Raw genomic sequence first — 18164 nt, forward strand, 5'->3', positions numbered from 1 at the left:
ACTCCCATTTACCCTATTCAAACCGACTCTGTTAACCTAGAACGCGCTTCATCACATCGAGCAGCTTATTGGGGTCGAAAGGTTTCACCATCCATCCGGTTGCTCCCGCGGCTTTGCCTTTGGCTTTCATGTCATCACCGGCTTCAGTGGTCAGCATGACAATTGGCGTCGACTTAAAGTTCGCTAAACCTCTGAGCGATTTGATAAGCGTTAATCCGTCCATGCGAGGCATGTTTTGATCGGTAAGCACGAAGTCGAAACGCGCGCCTTGGCATTTGTCCAACGCATCTTGGCCGTCTTGTGCAGTAGTAACGTTGTAGTTCGCTGACTTAAGGGTCATTTCTACCATCTGGCGGATGGACACAGAGTCGTCCACAATCAGTATGCTTTTGCTCATAACTCAATCACCTATAAAAATGTCAGGGTTAATCACACATCGTTGTGTAACTGTTTATTCTTGCTGTTAAAAAAGTTCTACGTCACCTGCGTCCATTGACGTTGACGAAACAGGGTTGTGATCTGCTTGCCCTTTTTCCGTCAACGAAACCTGGTAGTTAGCTAGGTTGTCTTTCACTTTTGTCGCAGACTCAGGGCTTAGTTCTGAAAGCTGCAACACAATGAAATCAATAATCTCGCGGGTGTAGGTAAGGTTTTGACCGTTTATATCGCCAAATTGTAAGCCGCGAATAGCGGCAGCAGTTGAGTCTGCTAGTTGTTGGCGAATAGCTTCAAGCTCACTTGCGCCCTGTATGTCGGCTTCAGCTTTTTTGATAATGCCTTTTAGCTGCTCGCTAATGGCGTCTTTTGCTTTGACCACGTGAGAAATGTCCTGAGAAGCAACCACTTCTGCAGTTTCCGTTAGTTTATCGATGAGCGATTTGATGTTTTCTATTTGCGTTTTTATAACGTCGCTAAACTGTGTAGAACGGGTAGATAGCGCACGGACCTCATCGGCAACAACTGCAAAACCGCGTCCAGCTTCACCTGCTCGCGCTGCTTCAATGGCAGCGTTTAGCGCCAAAAGATTGGTCTGAGAAGAAATATCATCAATACCACTTAACGCCTCAATGACAGTAGGCATGGCCTGCTGAATGGTTTGTACTTGGGTTTCTAAGGCCCTTGTAGACTCGGTCATTTCAGTTGTTGAGGCGATGAATTGCGTTAGTGTGATGTCAGTATCAGAAGCAAATGTCCGCATTTTATCGGCATAGGCACAGTCGCTGTCATCATCATCTGTCAGCAGATTATTGATGCTAGTTTCTTGTTGGCCTAGAAGGGTTTGTAGCGAAATAAAGGAATCGCTCAAGGTAGCGACAGCATCGTTTTGTGTAGAAAATATGTCGGCCAGATTTGATGAGGTGATCGTCAATATGCTGCTTGCTTCAGATACAGCAACACCCATAGAGTCATTGGCTAACGAGTTTGTGTTTGGATATGAAAAATCTTGTGATGGCGTGCTTGTGCTATTGGCTGCAGAGTCCTGATTACCCTTTGTCACTTTGAGAAGTACGAAAAGCAAAAATAAAACGCAAACAGAGCTGATAGCAAGCCCCAAGTGCGCTATCGAGGTGAAAGCCAGACTCCAACTCGCCAACATCATAAGAAACGCGATAATAAACGCGTTGCTCTTATTAGAGAAAAAGTTATCCAGATAATTTGCTGCAATGGCGACCACAATCCCACCTCAATTGTTACTACCGCGTTAACGGATGTGCAAAACACAATCAAATTATGGTCAAGTTTCCAGCTTCAACAATTATACTTTTGAATATTTTTGTTAACTTATTACTTTGGTGACATTTGTGACACCCAATCATCAGCATTGCGCTAGACTAAAAAGCTTCAATAGTTCAGCACTGTGGGCATTGCATTAAGATTAAAGGCGCGAGCCCGCGCCCAATGCTTCTAGCGTATCTAGAATTGCATCTGAGATATCTTCTAACGGCTTGATAAAACTCGCGGCTTTCATTTCTACAGCCACTTTAGGCATACCGTAAACAACGCAGGTTTTTTCATCCTGACAAAACGTAACAGAGCCTTTTGTGTGCATACTCTTAAGGCCTTTTGCTCCATCCCGTCCCATGCCTGTAAGCAGCACACCCACCGCGTTTGCGCCAGCATGCTCAGCCAGCGAGTCAAACATCACATCAACGGAGGGCTTGTGTCCCGATACCTTGGGCCCATCATCAAGGGTTAAACGATAGTCAGCGCCGCTACGCTCTACTTTTAAATGTTTATTACCTGGTGCCAAGTACGCAAATCCAGGCAATAAACGCTCCCCTCCGTGCGCTTCTCTCACGGTTATTTCACAAAGGCTATCGAGCCGCTTGGCGTAGGTGGTTGTGAACCCTGGAGGCATGTGTTGGGAAATAATGGTGGCCGGTGCATTGCGGGGAAAATGCATAATAACGTCTTTTATTGCTTCAGTTCCCCCAGTTGATGCGCCTATACCAATTAACTTTTCGGTTCCTGTGTAGCGCATAGAAGCATGTTTTGTGCAGCGTGTTTGCGTTGGTTGGCCTAACCTCGAATGCGCTGCTGCTTTTATCTTTTCAACAATAACCGCCGCGTATTCAGCCATACCTTGCGCTACGCCGAGCTTTGGCTTTGCCATAAAATCCACAGCGCCTAGTTCGAGCGCACGCAGTGTTGCGTCGGCACCTCTTTCAGTCAGCGTAGATATCATCACAACTGGGGTCGGCATCGCCTTCATCATTACTTCTAAAAAACGTAACCCGTCCACCTTCGGCATTTCAATGTCCAGAGTAATAACGTCTGGCCTGAACTCTTGCACCATTCGCTTCGCCGCATAAGCATCCGGCGCCGCACCCACAAGCGTTAAACCTGGATCACGGGTTACTATTTCTGAAAGAATTTGGCGGATTAACGCAGAGTCATCAACTACGAGGACTTTTATAGGCATGTGACTGTTCCGAAAATGAGATTACACCCGTCTTAGCTTGTTCAGAAAGTAGAACCCGGTGGGTAGATTCGCGCTCGTAAAGGGTAGCATTGTTAAATTCGCGAATACGCTTCATATAAACATTACCGTCGGCAGGAAAGTAATAAATTTTGCGAGCATAAGTAGACATTAAATCACTACTTATTAACGGTATGTGCGCGTCATCCAAATACTCCAAGACAAATTCAGCGTTGACTCGTCCAATGTCTTGCTGCACAAACCCAGGAAGCACCTTTCCTCCTCCGAATGCTTTAGCCATCAACTTATTTCGCCGTGCGCCAAGGTGTACAAGCTGATCGATTAGCATGTTCATGGCGTGTACACCGTACTTTGTGGCTAGGCAAGCGTCGAGATTGGTGGTGAAGTTGAGGTCCGGCAACATAAAGTGATTCATACCGCCAATCTTCTTTTCTTGATCGAAAATACACGCTGCAACGCAAGAACCAAGAATGGTTACCAGCGCTTTGTCTGAAGCAGTGGCATAGTACTGACCCGGCAAAAGTTTAACGGCTTCTTTTTGAAGGCGGTTATCAAAGTATCGAATGGGATTTTCATCCTGACTCATACTGCAAATTCCTTTTAAACGACTGGCCGATAAATGGTTTTCCCCATGGGAGCGACCAGTTCAGGATACATCGTGAAGTTCTCAGAGTGCCCTGCGACATACATCCCGTCATTGCACATCATTTTAACCATTCGCGCTAAAATTTTGCGCTGCGTGGGTCGATCGAAATAAATCATGACGTTACGGCAAAAAATCACGTCCACTGGCGCATCTACACACCAGTTTGGCGACATCAAATTTAGTGGTTCGAACTGCACCATTTTTCTCAGCTCATCCACTACTCTTACTCTTCCGGTTTGTGCGCCTTTTCCCCTATAGAAAAATTGCGTTTTATAATCGTAAGACAGCTGACTGATACTGTTTTGGGCATACACTCCTTCCCGAGCCTTTTGCAGTACTTTACTGTCGATATCAGTGGCAAGTATTTGTACATTGGGAGTAAAGGTGCCAAACACCGACGCCACTGTCATTGCAATACTATAAGGCTCTTCGCCAGTGCTGCTTGCGGCACACCAAATACGCTTGGTTTGAGGTCGCTTTGTCAGGTAATTGGCAAGTGCGTCAAAGTGATGTGGCTCTCTGAAAAATGCCGTGAGGTTAGTGGTGAGCGCATTAATGAAGTGTTCCATTTCATCTTTACAGCTTCCTACATACGCTAAGTACTCTTTAAAGCTGTGTATCTCTAGTGCACGCAGCCGCCTGGCAAGGCGGCTGTAAACCATCGCATCTTTTGAATCAGCTAAGTTAATTCCGGCTTGTTTAAACAGCAGGCTTTTAACCCGTTCAAAATCTCTTCGGCTATATGGAAATTCCCTTTGCGCATCCGTGCTTTGTAGAGCGGTCATACACTAAAACGCCTCCCAATCTGACGCATCTGGTGCCGCTGGGTTCAGCGCTTTCATTCGCTGCTTGGGCACTTCACGCTCTTTAGGTAATGCTTTGCTGCCGTTTAGCGACTGAATGTCAGCATTCTGAGTGGGCTTGCGACTACTTCCCACTTTGAACACAGACACCCGTTGGGCTAGTTCACCCGATTGCTGTCTCATACTGTCTGCAGCCGCTGCTGCTTGTTCAACTAACGCAGCATTTTGCTGAGTCATTTCGTCCATTTGCACCACCGCATTGCTCACTTCCTGTATTCCGGTGGCTTGCTCAGACGATGCCGCTGCAATTTCAGACATAATGTCGTTAACGCGTTTAATTGCAGTGACGATGTTGGCCATGGTTTCCCCAGACTTATTCACCAACACGTTGCCATCACCAATTTTATCGACCGACGCAGAAATTAGTGCCTTTATGTCTTTTGCCGCCTCGGCAGAGCGCTGCGCTAGCGTTCTCACCTCAGAGGCAACAACGGCAAACCCGCGACCTTGCTCGCCCGCTCTTGCAGCTTCAACTGCTGCGTTCAGTGCGAGTATGTTAGTTTGGAAAGCAATGCCATCAATAACGCCGATGATGTCAGATATACGCTGGGCAGAGTCGTTAATTTCACCCATGGTATGCACTACTTGTTCAATGACCTTTCCGCCCTCTGATGCTACTTCTGATGCCTGGCTTGCCAAGCCTTTTGCTTGATCGGCATTCTCTGCGTTCAGCTTCACTGTGCCCGTTAACTCTTCCATGGCTGACGCTGTTTCTTCTAAGCTAGACGCTTGCTGCTCGGTACGACTAGACAAATCGGCGTTGCCGGTGGCGATTTCATTTGAAGCCGTATCGATGGTTTCCACAGCGGTGTGAATTTTCACTATGGTGTCGCGCAGTTCACCAATAAAGTGATTAATAGATTCGCCAAGCACCTTAAAGTCACCTTCTAATGGCTCTTCTATCGTTTTCAGTAAATCACCGTCTGTCAGACTTGCCATAATAGACTTAATACTTTCTACCGCTAAGGTTCTTCCTGTCACGTCCGTGGCATATTTCACGACTCTAAACGGCGTGCCGTTTTGGTCTAGGATTGGGTTGTAAGAGGCTTGAATGTAAACTGGTTTTCCTGACTTGTTGAAACGCTTGTATTCTCCGCTAGCATAAACGCCTTGGCGCAATTGCTCCCAGAATGCTGCGTATTCAGGGCTGTTTTTGAAAGCAGGCTCCACAAAAATACTGTGATGCTTTCCTTTCACTTCATCTAGGGTATATCCCATCGCGGCTAAGAAGTTGCTGTTTGCGTTTAAAATTACCCCCTCAAGGTCAAACTCAATGACGGCCTGTGACTTACTAATGGCATTTAATTGGCCTTCAAAGTAGGCGTTTTTCAACTTCTCTTCGGTAATGTTAGTCGCGTATTTGACCACCCTAAACGGGTTGCCATTCATGTCTTCTATAGGGTTGTAAGAAGCTTGGATCCAAACGGCTTTTCCTGCTTTGCTTACGCGCTTAAATTCTCCTGAGAAGAAATTACCTTCTTTAAGTTCAGACCAAAAACGCTGGTACGACTCTGACTGTCTGGTTTCTTCATCCACAAATAGTTGGTGATGTTTACCTTTGATTTCGTCTAGTCGGTAGCCCATGGTGTTAAGGAAGTTGTCGTTAGCAGTAATGATAGTGCCGTCGACATCAAACTCGATCACAGCCTGAGATTTACTGATAGCGTTAATTTGTCCTTCGAAATACGCATTTTTTAACTTGTCTTGCGTTACATCGGTGGCAAATTTAACGACTTTAAATGGCTTACCCGAGCTGTCGAAAATGGGGTTGTACGATGCGCGGATCCATATTTCCCTGCCACCTTTTGCAATGCGTTTATATTCACCCTCACTGTGCTCTCCGGCTTTTAAGCTTTGCCAAAAAGCAGCATATTCAGCGCTTAACTTATAGCTTGGGTCAACAAACATGCTGTGATGCTGCCCTTTAATTTCAGAAAGGCTGTAACCCATTGCGGCGAGGAAGTTTTCGTTGGCGTTAAGAATATTACCTTCTAGATCGAACTCAATAACGGCCTGTGATTTATTAATGGCCGTAATCTGCCCTTCGTAGTCAGCATTTTTTTGTTTTTGCGCTGTAATATCAGAGGCAAACTTGATGATGTAATCTACGTCACCGCTGTCATCAAATACTGGATTGTAGGTCGCTTGGATCCACACCTCTTCGCCTTGCTTGTTTATTCTGCAAAACTCACCGCTGTGTACGTCGCCGCTTTTTAGTTTTTTCCAAAACTGCTGATATTCATCGCTTTGAGCGTAATCACTGTCGACAAAAATGCGATGGTGCTTTCCCACCACCTCACTTTCGCTATAACCCATTGCGGATAAAAAGTTATCGTTGGCCGACAAGATTTCGCCATCTGTCGTAAACGATATCACCGCCTGGCTTCGCATAATGGCATCGACCATACCTTTATTGCGTTTATTTTCAGTGTTGTCCTGCCACTCGGTGACATAAAGCTGAGTGCCATTCTCGTCTATCGTTATTGTAGATGCACTTACACAAAAGCCGTGCTCAGCAAGAGAAACGAGGTGCTTATCGCCGGAAGTATGGGTAAGTAAATAGGACAGGTTTTCTGAAGCGCTTGCCCCATTTGCAATGTCGTCTATGTGCTTTCCTGATAGTGAAGACTCGCCATCGTGAACAGTAAAGTCCTTAGGGTAGGCCTTTGTCATTCGCAGGAATGCGGGAGTGTGGTAGTGAATAACCCCCGACTTGTCGATAACCAACAAGTTTGAGGCACTGGCCTTTAGAATATTCGACTTCAATAGCGAGTCGTGCTTCGCTATTTTTAACTCTTCGCCGTTCAGAAAATTAAATACGCCCATAACTAATATTTCCCAATGTCAGGTGTTTCCGTTTAGTGAAGGACCTTGTAACTACGCGTCGTCTTTTACGCTCTCAGGTGCGACTAAACCCAGCTCTTCGCTGGTTATTAAGCTTTCTATGTTCACCAGAATGACCATGTTTTCATCTACATCAGCTAAACCGTGTAGATACCTGCTGTCAAAAGCTACGCCAAACTCTGGTGGCGGAAGTACTTGTTCTTCAGACAAGCGAATAACATCGGATACACCATCTACCACGATGCCAACAATACGCTCTTGAATATTCAGCATTATCACTATTGTGAAGTCGTTATATGTGGCCTCGCCTACGTTAAACTTAATGCGCAAGTCCACGATAGGAACGATGTCACCACGCAAATTAATCACGCCTTTTATGAAGGCTGGCGCATTCGCAATCTTAGTGACTTGTTCGTACCCTCTAATTTCTTTTACTGTGGTGATGTCCAAGGCGTAATGCTCATCGCCAAGCACAAAACTTAAATATTCTTTGTCCTGTCCGCCGGTAACCGCTTGATGCAAGGCAGTTTCACTCATGAAAGTAACTCCTCTATTTGACTGGAGGTATACGTTGTAGCAATGGAGTCTGCATCGATAATAAGTGCGACTTTTCCGTCGCCCATAATGGTTGCCCCCGCTATTCCAGCCACCTTACGGTAATGCTCTTCTAAGCTTTTAATCACCACCTGCTGCTGACCGACGAGTGCATCAACCAAAACACCAAAGCGTTTTTTACTGCTTTCAAGCAACACCACAATGCCTTCTGTGGGAGAAAGCGCGGCATCCTCTACTTCCATGAAGTCGTAGAGGGGCACCAAAGGCCAGTATTGATCTCGTATATAGAGAACGGTGTCGTTGCCCAAGGTCTTCAGCTGCTGCTTAGTAGGCTGGAAGGATTCAATAATATTTAAAAGTGGGATCACGAAGATTTGCTTACCCACCGACACACACATGCCATCAACTATGGCTAGCGTAAGCGGCAGGTGAATGAAAAACGCTGAACCTTCACCGGCGCTAGACTCGATATCGATACGACCGCCAATCGATTCGATATTGCGGCGCACCACATCCATACCTACCCCTCTTCCCGATACATCGGTAATGGCTTCGGCAGTTGAAAACCCAGGTTGGAATATAAGCTGCCATACTTCTGAATCAGGCATGTCATCAGATACGGTGAGCCCGTTACTTCGCGCTTTATCGAGAATTTTGTCGCGGTGAAGACCGCCGCCATCATCAATAATGCTGATAATAATGCTACCGCCTTTCTGCTCGGCACTTAGAATAACCGTGCCTTTTTCTGGCTTGCCAGCAGCGACGCGTTTGTCGGGCATTTCTATGCCGTGATCGATGCTGTTGCGAACGAGATGGGTAAGGGGGTCGACAATCTTTTCAATTAAACTTTTATCAATTTCCGTGCTGCCTCCCTGGAGTACCAGTTCTACCTGCTTACCTAACTTACCAGCCAAATCTCTTACTAAACGCGGAAAACGATTAAAGGTTGCGGTTAGCGGGAGCATGCGCATAGACATCACTGATTCTTGAATTTCCCGGGTGTTTCGCTGCAACTCATCAATGGCTAGCTGCAGCCGCTCGCCAACTTGCCCTTCAACGTCTTGCCCTATCATAGACAGCATTGACTGGGTGATAACCAGCTCTCCGACTAAGTTAACCATGGCATCAATTTTAGTGGTGTCTACACGAATAGAGGCCGATTCACGGGCGGTGCTCTTTTTCGCTGGCGGTTTTGGTGGCGTTTTGGCTTGTGTTGTCGTGGGGACAACGCCAGTAGTTGGCGCTTTATCATTGTTAGATGTTGTTGCTATATTTAATTGAGTACTGGCGCTTTGCGCGTTATTACTACTCGCAATTTCTAGGGAAGTATTGATATTGGTAGCTGACGGTGCGTCTTCAAAAAAACCAAAACCCTGCTCTACTTCAGCTGTTTCGGCTTTAGTCGTTTCAGTTTGTGCGTCGACTGTATTATTCGATATTTCATCATCGAAGAAGCCAAAGCCGTCATCGTCATTATTCTCACTTTTAGTGTTGTCGTCGTGAGAGAGCGCTTCGTTAACTGATTCCTCGTCGAAAAAACCAAAACTGTCGTCAGCGGCTTCAATAGCACTATTAGGCTCATCGTCAAAGAAACCAAAGCTGTCGTCCTGAGCGCTTTCGTTTTGCGCATTCACGCTTACTTCTGAAGAATCGTCACCATCGCCTGGGGCTGCGTCTGTAGATTGACCGTTGATTACGCCATTTAGAATTTTAATGCGCTCGGCAATACTGTCTTCTGGTACGGGGGTCTCATCCCGGTAGGCGTTAAGCGTGTCTTTTAAAACATCGAGAGTTTCTAAAAGCACATTTACAATGTCAGCGGTAACACTAAGCTCATTGTTGCGGGCTTTATCTAACAAGTTTTCCATCACATGCGTTAAATTCATCAACGCATCAAAACCGAAAATACCGCTGCCACCTTTAATCGAATGGGCAGCGCGAAAAATGCTATTTAGCTCTTCAGGATCAGGGGATTCAACATCTAAACTCATCAATAGCTGTTCCATATCGTCGAGATGCTCATCGCTCTCGTCGAAAAACACGCCATGAAACTGTTCTATATCGATGCTCATTCCGAATCCTTCCAGATTTTAGGAGTGGGTGGGCGATTTAGCCCAGCACGCGCTTCGTTACATCAAGAAGCTTGTTTGGATCGAAAGGCTTTACCATCCAGCCTGTGGCGCCAGCGGCTTTACCTTTTGCTTTCATATCGTCGCCTGCTTCTGTAGTAAGCATAACAACAGGCGTTCTGCTGTAAGTCCCCAAACCGCGCAAATTTTTTATAAGCGTAAGGCCATCCATTCGTGGCATATTCTGATCGGTTAAAACAAAATTAAATTGCTGACTTTTGCATTTATCTAACGCATCTTGCCCGTCTTGGGCTGTCGTAACGGTATAGCCCGCACCTTTTAGGGTCATTTCTACCATCTGACGAATGGATACTGAATCGTCAACAACTAGAATGTGTTTGCTCATATGCTCACTTCTCCAAAGTAGGTCATTACTGACTGTGCTTCCTGTTCCTTGCTTAGCTAGAACAATTCGACTTCCCCAGCATCCATAGATGTTGCAGAAACTGGGTTGTGGTCATTTTTCCCTTTCGCAGCGAGTCCTTTTTGGTACTCGTTTAATGCACTGACGAAACGCTCGATATTGTTAGCGTCTAACGTCGCCAACTGCTCTAAAATGAACTTGATCATATCTTGGGTATACTGAATGTGTTGGCCGTTGATATCGCCAAACTGCATACCCCGAATGGCCGCATTTATCGACTCGTCAAGCTGAGAGCCAATGTCTTCAATCTGTTTAGTGGTTACAAGGTCAGCCTCCGCTTTCTTGATAATCTCAGACAACTGCTCACTGATATGTGATTTAGCATTAACCACCTGAGAAATATCCTGAGACGCTACAAATTCAGCAGTGTCTGTAAGCTTATCTACCAGACTTCTTATGTTCTCGACCTGGGTTTTAATCACATCACTAAACTGAGTGGAGCGAGTTGAGAGCGCCCTGACTTCATCAGCAACAACAGCGAAACCACGACCAGCCTCACCTGCTCGCGCCGCCTCTATAGCCGCATTCAAAGCAAGTAAATTAGTTTGTGCAGCGATGTCATCAATACCACTCAGTGCTTCAATTACCGTAGGCATGGCCTGTTGAATGGTTTGCACTTGCTCCATTAGGTGCTTTGTCGACGACGACATCTGTTCTGTAGAATCAATGAATTGCGTTAGTGTTCCATCGGTTTCGCGGGCGAAATTGCGCATTCGGTCGGAGTAAGACTGCGTATGCGCTTCGTCCACACTTAGCAGATCTTCAATACACTCAATTTGTTGAGAAACTAGTGATTTCAAACTGCTAAAGGCGTGAGACAAAGTTTCTACTGCGTCATCCTGCGTTGATTTGATGTCCGATAAATTGGCGTCACAAGTGCCAAGTGAAACACTTAACCCCTCACTGGCTTTTTCAATATCAGCATTTCTGCTTGCCGCCATATCCGCAGCACTATTCTCTGTCGGGTATATCTCGTCGCTCTCGCTGTTACTTTTTGAGTGAATAAGGGCACAAATCACCACTGCGCCGGTTAGCACAGCGAGAGCGGCTAACGCCGATACTGAAAAGTAGAGCACCCACGAAGCGATAACTCCAATACCTGAAATAGCAAATATGGTGTTTACTGCGCTCTGCTGATTTGAAGATGTGTTGTTAGCTGACAAAAAACTCTCCTTGAGAATTACGCGCGGCTTAGTTTCACCCTGAACATTCAACTGCCGGTTGCTTCTTTTAGACAAAGGCAGTTGAACGAAGCAGCTAGCTTCCTATCATTATTAACAGTTCGAAGTTTCTCACTCCGCTTAAAATCACAGGTGTTAAGCCAAAAACTATCTCTTTAAAACACAGAGCAATGGCGCGTTACCTCTTTTAAAAAGTAACAACGTTATATTTCGCTGCGTTTTTACTTATGAAGTAAGCGTAGTACCCATTTTGAAAAGTAGGCAAGAACATGCATAAGTTTTTTATTAAAAAAGCGTTTTTTGGCTTTAACTGCGCCTAAAAAGCGCAAACTAGTTCTTATCAGGCTTGTTTTCAGAGTATTTGGCGTAATTCCACTATGCGACAAGTGCGCGACTATGCAGGTTGCTCTTTCTGAAATCGAAATATTCATGTGCGACTATGGTGCACACCACTCCCTAGTAATTTATCCATACATGCCATTAATTATTTTTGATTTCGACAACTGCTTAGCTCCGGGCAATAGTGTAGGTGAAGACATATTGCTACCTCTATTCGATGTCATCGAGTCAGATAAGAGTAACGATTTAACTCCCTCTATGAGACAAGAAATGCGTCTGGATTTTTGGCGTAAACCTTTGGACTATATTGTTGAAAAATATAAGTTCTCTGAGCATTCAAAATCTGCGAGTTATGCTTACTTTTCGCAGTTGAGTATTGCGCACCCTATTGAAGGCTATGAAGACACTCATTTAGTTAATGCGTTTGAAGGGGTGAAGCTACTTGTAACTTCTGGATTCCAAAAATTTCAACATTCGAAAATTCGCCAATTGGGCGTTGAAGATGCTTTTGAAGACATTTACTACGATGACCCAGGTAACCCGCCTAGAAAAGGCAAAGCATTCTACTTCGACATCATAGCCAAAAAATATAATACAGCTCCGAGTGAGGTATGGGTTATTGGAGACAGTGAGGAGTCAGAAATTAGTGCGGGTAATAGTTTAGGTATGAAAACGGTTCAGATACTTCGACCGGGCGTTAAAAAGTCACCAAAGGCACAATTCCATGTGTCTTCGCTTCAAGAGTTTTTAAGTTTGGTACAGATGTCTTAGCGCTTGTGTGTTCGTCATCATCAATGACTTGAGGTGTTAATTGGCCTTTCAGCCCCGCTTCATGCTGCTTATTAGTGGAAACTATCTGTTCATTTCGATTTCATCGATAAGCACCACTAGGGGACATTATCATGCCCAAATTCATCTATATCGTGAATCCATTTATTTGAGGCCGGTCAATTACGGATCCAAACTATCAGCATCAGGCAAAGGTGTGTATTTGTATCCAGTCAATACCCAAACTCTATTCAAATAAGTATAAGTCCACTCCCTGGTTCCATCAGCTCTAGTCTGTTTGACTGTTTGTTTATCACCTTCTTTCTGTACTGGATCAGGATTTGGGACACTGTTAAAGGTTTCGAAAGCACTTTCGGTTCCTTTATTAGACTTACCTACACCCGAACAGAAATGTTTCTTACTTATCAAAGTATAAGGTTCGTTAAGGTCGAAAGTGTTAGTGCTAATTGCTTCATACATTGCATCAATCAGTTCAGAACTGAGAGTAGGGTTGCCTTTTTCCTCTACTACTTCAGTACTACAAACCGTTTTTGCTAAGGTAGAACCGGAAAATACAATAGATGAAACCACGAAGAATGTTACATAAGCACCTAATTTAAATACAATTGGCGACTTCACACGTACTCGATGGCTTTTAGTCGATAATAGAAAATTATGAATATACTTAAACATTTTAATAAAACTCCCTTTTAATTTAAATTGTGAAAATCTATAACGAAAGTTTAGTCATAACTCATACAAGACTCCAAACGCAAGACGCATTAAATCAAACCTCGACGATTAAGTGCATCAAGTTACTTAGATTAAAAGTCAATAAGTGCACCGCTCGCTAAATTAAGTACCCTTTCGTATGTATTAACGCAGAATTTGGCATAACTGGATGGTTAAAGCACTAGAGAAAGAACTTTTGTCAGAATAGTTTTTGGAAAAACCGGATTTGGTTGAAAATTCGGAACTGGTTGGCCGAGATCAAAAAAGCCCTCGCATTTCTGCAAGGGCTTCAATGATGGTGCCTCGACCCGGGATCGAACCAGGGACACGCGGATTTTCAATCCGCTGCTCTACCAACTGAGCTATCGAGGCTGAAACTTGTTAGCGTTCTAGGCGTTTACTGCCTGTCCTGCTGTGGGTGCGTATTAAACGGTTTTCGCCTTCACAAGTCAACCGTTTTTCTCGCTTTTTTTGCGCTTTTATTACTGTTTGCGCATTGTTTGCTCAAAAAACGCTTTTTTGCTTATTTTTCAGGCGGAACGTAGCCTTCAATCGTAGGCTCTACGTCGTCAAACAAGTATGCCGACATTTTTTCTTCTAAAAACTTACGGGCATTCGGCTCCATCATATTCAACTTGTGTTCGTTAATTAGCATGGTTTGCTTTTTCTGCCATTCGGCCCATGCTTCTTTAGAAATGTTGTCGAAAATACGCTTACCCAGCTCCCCCGGGTAAAGTTGGAAATCTAAGCCGTCAGCTTCTTTTTGAAGCTTGCGACAAAATACCGTTCTTGCCATGTTATTTCCTTTCGTTCGCTATCTGCTTAGCAAAAAATATTGCGTTGGGCTTAGAACGCCTAACGCATTAACTGCTGAATAATCTTGGTTGTAGGTGCCGCCAAACCAACTTCAATAGGCTCGTTCAACGAAAACCAACGAAATGCCGTTTCGGCTACGCGCTTTGATGGAGCAGAGTTTACCACGGCCACCACCGGGGTGATATCTAAATGAAAATGGCTAAAGGTATGACGGAACCCCTCAAGCGTTCGGGTTTCGTCGACACTGATACCTCGCTTGGCCAACTGCTCAATCCCCTCTTCTATTGAAGACACCTCAATAAAACCATATAGGCCACCCCACAGCCCTGTTGAGGGACGCTGCTCTAAATACACTTGGCTGTTAAACTGTGCCACCATCATATAGGTGGATTTCTCCGGTAGCGCTTTTTTCGGCTTCTTACCCGGGTAGTCGGCTTGCGCGCCTTGGGCGTAGGCAATACAGTTGGCTTGAAGCGGGCACTCATCACACTTTGGCTTGCTTCGCGTACAGATCATCGCGCCCAAGTCCATCATCACCTGCGTATAGTTGGCGCAACGTCCGCCTTCTGAATTGGTAGGCGTGTTTTTCTCGGCCACTTCCCAAAGCTGATTCTCTACCTTTTTCTGTCCCGGCCACCCGCCTATTGCATAGTATCGGGCCAACACACGCTTCACGTTGCCATCTAATATAGGAAAGCGCATATTGCGAGATAGCGAAAGTATCGCCCCAGCGGTAGAGCGCCCTATGCCGGGCAAATCCATGACTTCTTCTAGACTATAGGGAAACTCGCCGTTGTATTTTTCTACCAGCGTATTCGCAGCTTTGTGAAGATTTCTTGCTCTTGCGTAGTAGCCAAGCCCGGTCCAATGATGAAGCACATCGTCTTGAGAAGCCTTAGCCAAGTCGTGCACGGTGGGAAAAGACGCCATAAAGCGTTTAAAGTAGGGAATTACCGTGGTGACTTGAGTTTGCTGCAGCATTATTTCCGACACCCACACCTTATATGGCGTAACGTCTTGTTGCCAAGGCAAATGTTTTCGCCCGTGTTTATCAAACCATGCGAGTGCTCGCTCTGCAAAGCTACCTGTATATTGTTGTTCTGTCATAATCGTCTGTATGGGCAGTTACTACCGCTTGGTCGTTTTCTACTTAGCGACCATTCATTAAAAAGCGCGCTATGGTAGCATGTAACTAGCCAGTTTATTGTTAAGGAGCACACGTGTCTGTGCAGCACCCTTTTTTATTTTTTCCCGGTACGCTCTGTGACGAGCGCGTATTTCTACCGCTTTGGCGCGAACTAAATATTGCACAACGTCGTTATGTACCGCTTCAATGGGCAGCATCGCTAGAAGAAATGCTGGCATTAAGTGAAGATCGTATTCTTGATAACGAAAAAGTGCACCTTGTGGGTTATTCGATGGGCGGGTTTATAGCTGCATTAGTAGCACAGCGCAATCCTGCCAATATTGCTTCGCTAACCTTAATCGGTTACAACCCAGAAGGGTTATCAAAAGAAGAAATTGCAAAGCGTAAGCAGCTTACTACTATGCTTAAGCAAGGTAACTTTAAGCCCGACAACGACGCTTATCTTTCGCGATTTATCCACCCTTCCCGCTTAGCGGATGAAAACGTGGCTGGCGTTGTAAAATCGATGGCGCAGGATTTAGGTAAAACAACGTTACTCAACCACACGCTAGCAACCACACCACGAGAAAGTACCGTTAAAGCGCTAGCAAAGATCAATGCGCCAATAACGTTTATTACTGCCCAGCAAGACGCCATTGCACCAGCAGAAACAATTAAGCAGCTAAAAAATGTACTACCCAAAGCGACGTTCCACACCATTAGTGACGCCGGGCATATGGTAGTACTTGAGAAAACTGACGCCGTAGCGTCTATTATTGCGAAACAAATTGGCGTATAAAATTACAGCATTTTTGCCACGATAGCGTTGCATAAGCCGTGGGTAAGTGGATAATGCGCCACCATAAAATTGGGTAAGAAAGGCATTGCAAATGAGGCAATTCAAAAGTCAGGCGGAAGCAGAAGCCGCTGGAGTATACGTAAGCAAGGTAAAAAGCTTCGTGAAACGCGAAGGTAGACTTACTAAAGCACAAGAAAAAGCGCTAGAAGATCACTGGCCAACCAAGGGCATTGACTACGCTGAAGCACCGTTATCGCTGTCAGAAATTTTTGGCCGAAGTGCGCCTGTTGTTGTAGAAATTGGCTTTGGTATGGGCAAGTCATTGGTTGAAATGGCCGCAAACGCACCTGAGAAAGACTTTATCGGCATTGAAGTTCACCGTCCAGGCGTTGGCGCATGCTTAGCTGAAGCAAGCGAACAAGGCGTCGAGAACTTGCGTGTAATGGACCATGATGCAGTAGAAGTGCTTAAAAATATGATCCCAGACGGTTCGTTGTCTCGCCTACAACTATTCTTCCCAGACCCTTGGCACAAGAAGCGTCACCACAAACGCCGTATTGTTCAGCCTGAATTTGTTGAGCTGGTTCGCACCAAATTAGCTATTGGCGGTTGTTTTCATATGGCGACGGATTGGGAGCAATATGCTGAGCACATGTTAGACGTTATGATCAATGCCGACGGTTACACCAATACTGCAACTGACGGCGACTATGTACCTCGTCCAGACTACCGCCCAATTACCAAGTTTGAAACCCGTGGCCAAAAATTAGGTCATGGCGTTTGGGATCTAATTTTCGAGCGTACTAAGTAATGATTTTATCTCCTCAAAGCCAACTGTTAGAACGTAATATCGCGCTTTTCGACGAAGGTCAGTGGGCATTTATCAACCCTTCTGATGCGTATTTTCTGGACGGTCTTAAATCGCAAGAAGTCACGGTAATTCACCAATATTTCGATATTTTTTCAGAGTGCGTAAGAGTCGTACCCTCGGTATCGTTTGATAGCCGAGATATTACGCGCACAGGTTTTGAGGTGACGCAAAAAGTCGGAAATCATACTCATATATTTACGCCTTTCGTTGCACTAGAGAAATCTCACACTGACGTGATGATTTTCTTACCCAAAGCAAAAACACATTTTCAGATGCTATTGCGAATGGCAGCCAGCATGGTGGGCCAAAATGGTCGTATTCACGTGGTGGGTGAAAATAAGGGCGGTATAAAGAGTGCTGCTAAGTTGATGGACCAATACGGACCAACCCAAAAGGTTGATTCTGCTCGCCACTGCAGTCTTATTACCGTTTTAGTTGAAGAGCCACACCTTGCCTTTGAACCGGATGCATGGCTTGATATGAATACTTATCACGTTGAGGGCACAGCTTGGCAAGTGGCCTCTATGCCTGGCGTATTCAGCTACAAAGAACTGGATGCGGGAACTGAGCTTTTACTAGAAAAACTCTCAACATCACTGAGTGGTGAAATTCTGGATTTCGCATGCGGCGCTGGCGTGATTGCCAGTTATATAATGCTTAAGTATCCGCATTTGAAGCTTCATCTTACTGATGTTAGCGCACTTGCAGTTTATTGTAGTGCACTCACCCTAGCAGACAACGGATTATCAGCAACACTATATGCTGCGGATGGATTGCACGGTTTTACCCAAAAAGTACAGCATATTGTCACCAACCCGCCATTTCATACTGGCATTAAAACTGACTACACCATCACTAAGCGCTTTATCTCTGACGCTAAAGCAAGCTTAAGTCGTGGCGGCACTATGCAGATGGTGGCAAACCGATTCTTACCCTACCCAGGTTTACTCGCTGAGCACTTCCAAACGGTCTATACCACAGCACAAACGTCGCAATTTTCTGTTTATCAAGCGGCTTTGTAATTAAAAAAACCATTAGCTTGTGCTAATTTAGCTTTTCTACCTGTTGCTCATGCCATTGCATACTCCACGCAATGGCATATGGCGCTTTTTCCGTACACTATATTTAAG

Annotated in this window: 17 protein-coding genes, 1 tRNA gene and 1 pseudogene; 4 read left to right on the plus strand and 15 right to left on the minus strand. The window is 45.1% G+C overall.

Going from position 1 to position 18164, the window contains the following annotated elements:
• Positions 1 to 31: 31 nt before the first annotated feature.
• The 11 genes and pseudogenes from AWH61_RS15660 to AWH61_RS20315 form a co-directional block, all read right to left on the minus strand.
• A complete protein-coding gene (locus AWH61_RS15660) occupies positions 32 to 397 on the minus strand; it encodes a response regulator (protein WP_014947941.1) in 366 nt (121 codons plus the stop codon).
• 66 nt (positions 398 to 463) lie between these two features.
• Entirely contained in the window at positions 464 to 1675 is a 1212-nt protein-coding gene (locus AWH61_RS15665) for a methyl-accepting chemotaxis protein (protein ID WP_075177582.1), read from the minus strand.
• Positions 1676 to 1876: 201 nt separating this feature from the next.
• The gene (locus AWH61_RS15670; protein WP_014947939.1) at positions 1877 to 2923 is read right to left on the minus strand and encodes a protein-glutamate methylesterase/protein-glutamine glutaminase; all 1047 of its coding nucleotides are present in this window, start codon (positions 2921 to 2923) and stop codon (positions 1877 to 1879) included.
• Positions 2898 to 3527, minus strand: coding sequence for a chemoreceptor glutamine deamidase CheD (cheD, locus tag AWH61_RS15675; RefSeq protein ID WP_061439163.1), 630 nt, complete (start codon positions 3525 to 3527; stop codon positions 2898 to 2900). The genes AWH61_RS15670 and cheD overlap by 26 nt, the downstream gene beginning before the upstream one ends.
• 14 nt (positions 3528 to 3541) lie before the next feature.
• Positions 3542 to 4372, minus strand: a complete 831-nt coding sequence (locus AWH61_RS15680) for a CheR family methyltransferase (RefSeq protein WP_039234773.1) — start codon at positions 4370 to 4372, stop codon at positions 3542 to 3544.
• A 3-nt stretch (positions 4373 to 4375) separates the two neighbouring features.
• Entirely contained in the window at positions 4376 to 6547 is a 2172-nt protein-coding gene (locus AWH61_RS20310; RefSeq protein ID WP_502686374.1) for a methyl-accepting chemotaxis protein, read from the minus strand.
• Positions 6521 to 7276, minus strand: a pseudogene (locus AWH61_RS20370) (PAS domain-containing protein); the annotation flags it as partial. The gene AWH61_RS20310 and the pseudogene AWH61_RS20370, both read right to left, overlap by 27 nt.
• A gap of 51 nt (positions 7277 to 7327) precedes the next feature.
• Positions 7328 to 7831: a chemotaxis protein CheW gene (locus AWH61_RS15690; RefSeq protein WP_014947935.1), complete on the minus strand. Its 504-nt coding sequence runs from the start codon at positions 7829 to 7831 to the stop codon at positions 7328 to 7330.
• Positions 7828 to 9921 (minus strand): chemotaxis protein CheA, encoded by a 2094-nt coding sequence (locus AWH61_RS15695; RefSeq protein WP_075177584.1) that lies wholly within the window; start codon positions 9919 to 9921, stop codon positions 7828 to 7830. The genes AWH61_RS15690 and AWH61_RS15695 overlap by 4 nt, the downstream gene beginning before the upstream one ends.
• A 37-nt stretch (positions 9922 to 9958) precedes the next feature.
• Positions 9959 to 10324: a response regulator gene (locus tag AWH61_RS15700; protein ID WP_014947933.1), complete on the minus strand. Its 366-nt coding sequence runs from the start codon at positions 10322 to 10324 to the stop codon at positions 9959 to 9961.
• A 56-nt stretch (positions 10325 to 10380) separates the two neighbouring features.
• Positions 10381 to 11343: a methyl-accepting chemotaxis protein gene (locus AWH61_RS20315; protein ID WP_429929613.1), complete on the minus strand. Its 963-nt coding sequence runs from the start codon at positions 11341 to 11343 to the stop codon at positions 10381 to 10383.
• A 636-nt stretch (positions 11344 to 11979) separates the two neighbouring features.
• Here AWH61_RS20315 and AWH61_RS15710 point away from each other — a divergent pair.
• Positions 11980 to 12693, plus strand: coding sequence for an HAD family hydrolase (locus AWH61_RS15710; RefSeq protein ID WP_249922668.1), 714 nt, complete (start codon positions 11980 to 11982; stop codon positions 12691 to 12693).
• 180 nt (positions 12694 to 12873) lie between these two features.
• Here the strand turns inward: AWH61_RS15710 and AWH61_RS15715 are convergent, their stop codons facing one another.
• From AWH61_RS15715 to mutY, 4 genes are all read right to left on the minus strand, one after another.
• Positions 12874 to 13329 carry a hypothetical protein gene (locus AWH61_RS15715; protein WP_249922669.1) on the minus strand — a complete coding sequence of 152 codons (456 nt, stop codon included), beginning with the start codon at positions 13327 to 13329 and terminating at the stop codon, positions 12874 to 12876.
• Positions 13330 to 13718: 389 nt separating this feature from the next.
• A tRNA-Phe gene (locus tag AWH61_RS15720) sits at positions 13719 to 13794 on the minus strand.
• Positions 13795 to 13945: 151 nt separating this feature from the next.
• A complete protein-coding gene (locus AWH61_RS15725; protein ID WP_014947929.1) occupies positions 13946 to 14218 on the minus strand; it encodes an oxidative damage protection protein in 273 nt (90 codons plus the stop codon).
• A 59-nt stretch (positions 14219 to 14277) separates the two neighbouring features.
• The gene (gene mutY, locus AWH61_RS15730; RefSeq protein WP_075177588.1) at positions 14278 to 15345 is read right to left on the minus strand and encodes an A/G-specific adenine glycosylase; all 1068 of its coding nucleotides are present in this window, start codon (positions 15343 to 15345) and stop codon (positions 14278 to 14280) included.
• 113 nt (positions 15346 to 15458) lie between these two features.
• On the opposite strand from mutY, the gene AWH61_RS15735 reads away from it, so the two are divergent.
• The 3 genes from AWH61_RS15735 to AWH61_RS15745 all read left to right on the plus strand — a co-directional run bounded on the left by AWH61_RS15735 (position 15459) and on the right by AWH61_RS15745 (position 18056).
• On the plus strand, positions 15459 to 16163 hold the full coding sequence (locus tag AWH61_RS15735) for an alpha/beta fold hydrolase (RefSeq protein WP_075177589.1): 705 nt from the start codon (positions 15459 to 15461) through the stop codon (positions 16161 to 16163).
• A gap of 91 nt (positions 16164 to 16254) precedes the next feature.
• Positions 16255 to 16974 (plus strand): tRNA (guanosine(46)-N7)-methyltransferase TrmB, encoded by a 720-nt coding sequence (gene trmB / locus AWH61_RS15740; RefSeq protein WP_014978023.1) that lies wholly within the window; start codon positions 16255 to 16257, stop codon positions 16972 to 16974.
• Complete coding sequence (locus tag AWH61_RS15745) at positions 16974 to 18056, plus strand: methyltransferase (protein ID WP_014947925.1); 1083 nt, start codon at positions 16974 to 16976, stop codon at positions 18054 to 18056. Before trmB ends, AWH61_RS15745 begins: the two co-directional genes overlap by 1 nt.
• Positions 18057 to 18164: the final 108 nt, after the last annotated feature.

This window comes from Alteromonas sp. W12 (assembly GCF_001924945.1).
GTDB classification, from domain to species: domain Bacteria; phylum Pseudomonadota; class Gammaproteobacteria; order Enterobacterales; family Alteromonadaceae; genus Alteromonas; species Alteromonas macleodii.